General features: G+C 72.8%; 3 protein-coding genes and 1 pseudogene. 3 read left to right on the top strand and 1 reads right to left on the bottom strand.

Annotation, left to right across the window (positions count from 1 at the left end; all coding sequences use genetic code 11):
- Window positions 1-187 precede the first annotated feature (187 nt).
- Window positions 188-439: a hypothetical protein gene (locus tag ACZ7G3_RS18265; RefSeq protein ID WP_470926690.1), complete on the top strand. Its 252-nt coding sequence runs from the start codon at window positions 188-190 to the stop codon at window positions 437-439.
- 65 nt (window positions 440-504) lie between these two features.
- On the top strand, window positions 505-1,131 hold the full coding sequence (locus ACZ7G3_RS18260) for a TIGR04222 domain-containing membrane protein (RefSeq protein ID WP_470926688.1): 627 nt from the start codon (window positions 505-507) through the stop codon (window positions 1,129-1,131).
- 77 nt (window positions 1,132-1,208) lie between these two features.
- Here ACZ7G3_RS18260 and gcl read toward each other — a convergent pair whose 3' ends face one another.
- Window positions 1,209-2,993: a glyoxylate carboligase gene (gene gcl, locus ACZ7G3_RS18255; RefSeq protein ID WP_470926686.1), complete on the bottom strand. Its 1,785-nt coding sequence runs from the start codon at window positions 2,991-2,993 to the stop codon at window positions 1,209-1,211.
- Window positions 2,994-3,149: 156 nt separating this feature from the next.
- On the opposite strand from gcl, the pseudogene ACZ7G3_RS18250 reads away from it, so the two are divergent.
- Window positions 3,150-3,794: pseudogene (locus ACZ7G3_RS18250) on the top strand (hypothetical protein); the annotation flags it as partial.
- Window positions 3,795-3,877 lie beyond the last annotated feature (83 nt).

Below are 3,877 nucleotides of genomic sequence, written 5' to 3'. Positions count from 1 at the left end.
GTCCCCCCTAAAACAACCATGTGCACCCAGGGGAAGGGGGCTCACCACCCCCCCCCCCCCCCCCCGCCCAACCCCCCCCCCCCCCCCCCCCCCCCTCCCCCCCCCCCCCCTCCCCACCCCCCCCCCCCCCCCCGCTTCTCTGCGTGCACCGGGTGCGGATTCCCGGCCCGCGCAGCAGCCTGGAGACATGGCAACGGCACACCCACCCGAGCACCCGCACATCGTCGTCCACTCCCCCGCCCTGGACGGCTCCCGCCGGGTCACCTCCGGCGACGAGACCCTCGGTGTCGCCTCGCACGTCGACGACGTCGCCGAGCTGCTGCGGCTGGCCGACCTCTACGTGACCGACGTCGAGGACAGCGAGCTGGTCGAGTGGCAGGGCGGCGGACCCGAAGACTGGCCCGGGCTGCACGAACACCATGAGCACCACGAAGGCTGAACGCGCGTAGCCGCCCCCGGCAGCGGGCACAACCCCGGGCACACGGGGTGCTCTCGGGGGGTGTCATGGACGACGACAGGACGGTCCGGCTCGCACCGCACGAGGTCGCGCTGCTCCGCGGCGGCCCGCGCGCCGCGGTGACGGTCTCCGTGGTGGACCTGTATCTGCGGGGCGCCGTCGAGGCCGGCCCGCCGGGCACCGTACGCGCCCTGTCGTCGGCGCCGGGGGCGGCCGCGGTCCCCCTCCCCGACCTGGCGGAGGCGGTACGGGGGTGCCTCGAGGAGCCCCTCTCCCTACGGAAACTGACCCGGCACCCGGACGTCCGCCTGGCGGTGGCGCTGATGCGGATCCCCCTGGCGGAGGCCGGGTTGCTGCGCTACCCGCTGCTCGGTCCGACCCGGGCCGCCCGCCGCCGGGTGCGGGCCCTCCAGGAGACGCACCCGGTGCCCACGAGCCGGCGCGGCATGACGGCGGAGGACAGGCTGCTCGCCGTCGCCCTGCACGACGCGGCCGCGCTACGCGTCCTCCTGCCCCGCTTCGCGCTGCGTGCCGGGCTCGTCGACCGGGTGGAAGTGGGCGGCAAGGGGCTCCTCAAGAACTCCCCGCCCGGCAGCGGGGGCGGTTCGGGAGGCGGCATGGCGCACTACTGCGGGGGCGGAGGGGGAGGCTGCGGCGGGGGCGGAGGCGGCTGAGCGGGCCCCTCGGCAGGGCACACGAAAGAGCGGCCCGTCCGTCAGGAACGGGCCGCTCTGCGCGCACCGCGTACGGGTCAGGCCTTCAGCGGCCGGATCGCGGTCGGGGCGTGCCCCGGCTCGGTCGCGAGCTCCTCGAACTCCACGACGTTGCCGATGTCGTTGGTGCCCGACATGGAGATGTTGGTGACGCGCTCCAGGATCGCCTCGACGACGACCGGCACCCGGTGCTCGGCGGCGAGCTTCTTGGCCTGCTCCAGGGCCGCGCCCAGCTCACCGGGGTCGGTCACCCGGATCGCCTTGCAGCCGAGGCCCTCGGCGACCTTGACGTGGTCGACGCCGTAGACGCCCAGTTCGGGCGAGTTGATGTTCTCGAACTCCAGGTTGACCTGGAAGTCGATCTCGAACGCCCGCTGCGCCTGCCGGATCAGGCCCAGGTAGGAGTTGTTGACCAGGACGTGGACGTACGGGATCTTGTGCTGAGCGCCGACGGCCAGTTCCTCGATCATGAACTGGAAGTCGTAGTCGCCGGAGAGCGCCACGACCTGGGCGTCGGGGTCGGCCTTGGCGACGCCGAGCGCGGCCGGGACGGTCCAGCCGAGCGGGCCGGCCTGACCGCAGTTGATCCAGTGCCGCGGGCGGTAGACGTGCAGCATCTGGGCGCCGGCGATCTGGGAGAGGCCGATGGTGGAGACGTACCGGGTCTCCGGGCCGAAGGCCTTGTTCATCTCCTCGTAGACGCGCTGCGGCTTGATCGGGATGTCGTCGAAGTGCGTACGGCGCTGGAGCGTGGCCTTCCTCTCCTGCGCGGAGGCGGCCCACGCGGAGCGGTCGGGCAGCCTGCCGGCCGCCTTCAGTTCCTTCGCCACCTCGACGAACAGCTCCAGGGCCGCCTTGGCGTCGGAGGCGATGCCGTAGTCCGGGGCGAAGATCTTGCCGATCTGGGTCGGTTCGACGTCGACGTGGACGAACGTGCGGCCGGCGGTGTAGACGTCGAGCTTGCCGGTGTGGCGGTTGGCCCAGCGGTTGCCGACGCCCAGGACGAAGTCGGACTCCAGGAACGTCGCGTTGCCGTAGCGGTGCGAGGTCTGGAGGCCGACCATGCCCGCGTTCAGCTCGTGGTCGTCGGGCAGCAGGCCCCAGCCCATCAGGGTCGGCACGACCGGGGTGCCGGTCAGCTCGGCGAACTCCACGAGCAGGTCGGCGGCGTCGGCGTTGATGACACCGCCGCCGGCCACGATCAGCGGGCGCTCGGCGGCGTTCAGCATGCCGATCGCCTTCTCGATCTGGGCGCGGCTCGCGGCCGGCTTGTAGACCGGGAGCGGCTCGTAGGTGTCCGGGTCGAACTCGATCTCCGTCATCTGGACGTCGATCGGCAGGTCGATCAGGACCGGGCCGGGGCGGCCGGAACGCATGAGGTGGAACGCCTGCTGGAAGACGCCGGGGACCTGGGCGGCCTCCAGGACGGTGACGGCCATCTTGGTGACCGGCTTGGCGATCGAGGCGATGTCGACGGCCTGGAAGTCCTCCTTGTGGATCACCGCGGTCGGCGCCTGGCCGGTGATGCACAGGATCGGGATCGAGTCGCCGATCGCCGAGTACAGGCCGGTGATCATGTCGGTGCCGGCCGGCCCGGAGGTGCCGATGCAGACGCCGATGTTGCCGGGGTGGGTCCGGGTGTAGCCCTCGGCCATGTGCGAGGCGCCCTCGACGTGCCGGGCGAGGGTGTGCTGGACGCCGCCGGAGGCCTTGAGCGCCGCGTAGAACGGGTTGATCGCCGCGCCCGGCACACCGAACGCGTCGGTGACGCCCTCGCGCTTGAGAATCTCAACTGCCGCGCGGGCAGCGGTCATACGAGCCATCGAGTACTCCTGCTGTCGACTGTCGGATTCGCACTCCCGTCGCGCCCCGCGGTGAGCACTTCCCGTAGCAACTTCCGTATAGTGAAATTTCTTTTCTACGATCTGGAAGTAATGTAAGTGGGTGGCCGAGGGCCGTCAAGAGAGGACGATGGGGCCATGTCCGAGACCATCCCGGTGTGCTGCACCGCCTGCGGACGCCGGCACCGCTACACGGCACCGTCGTATCCCTGCGCGTGCGGGGCACCCGTCACCCCGGAACTCGATCCGCGCCGGGCCGCGACCGCGGTCGCCCACCGGACGTGGGACGAGGAGTGGATCGGCGTGCGCTGCGCGGCCTGCGGGACCGAGAGCCGGTGGCCGCGTCCGGAGCTGGGCTGTCCGTGCGGAACGGTGCTGTGCGTACCGGTGGACCGCACGGCGACGGGCCGGTCCGGGCGCACCCCCGGGTCACGGGTCCCGGCGCACCGGGCCGTCCCGATCCGCACCGCCCGCGACGCGGTCACCGCCGCCGTCCTGTATCTGCGCGGGCTGGGTCACCGGGACGTCCGCCGCGCCGACCGGCGGCCCGTCTCCGGCATCGGGCTGGCCGCGCCCGGCATCGTCGTCCACGTGGATCCCACCGTGGTCCCGGCATCGGCGCGGGACGTGGAGTGCCTGTGGCTGACGGCCATGGCGGAGTCCGCGGCCCCCGTCCACTTCTCCCTCGCCGGGTACGCCGAGCAGGCCCGCGCCCGCGCCGACCTGCTGGGCGTGCCGCTCTTCGTCCTGGACCCGACCGGTGTACCGCGCCCCGTCAACGCGGGGGGGGGGGGGGGGGGGGGGCGGGGGGGGGGGGGGGGAGGGGGGGGGGGGGGGGAAGGGAAGAGTGCTCTCTCCCCGCAAAG

The organism is Streptomyces sp. NPDC037271 (genome assembly GCF_055603605.1).
Note: the sequence above shows the minus strand (reverse complement) of the source record. Positions and strands in the feature narration are given on the sequence as shown.

Coding starts and splice junctions, on each gene's coding strand:
- gcl (WP_470926686.1), bottom strand. CDS start 2,993: ATGGCTCGTATGACCGCTGCCCGCGCGGCAGTTGAGATTCTCAAGCGC.
- ACZ7G3_RS18265 (WP_470926690.1), top strand. CDS start 188: ATGGCAACGGCACACCCACCCGAGCACCCGCACATCGTCGTCCACTCC.
- ACZ7G3_RS18260 (WP_470926688.1), top strand. CDS start 505: ATGGACGACGACAGGACGGTCCGGCTCGCACCGCACGAGGTCGCGCTG.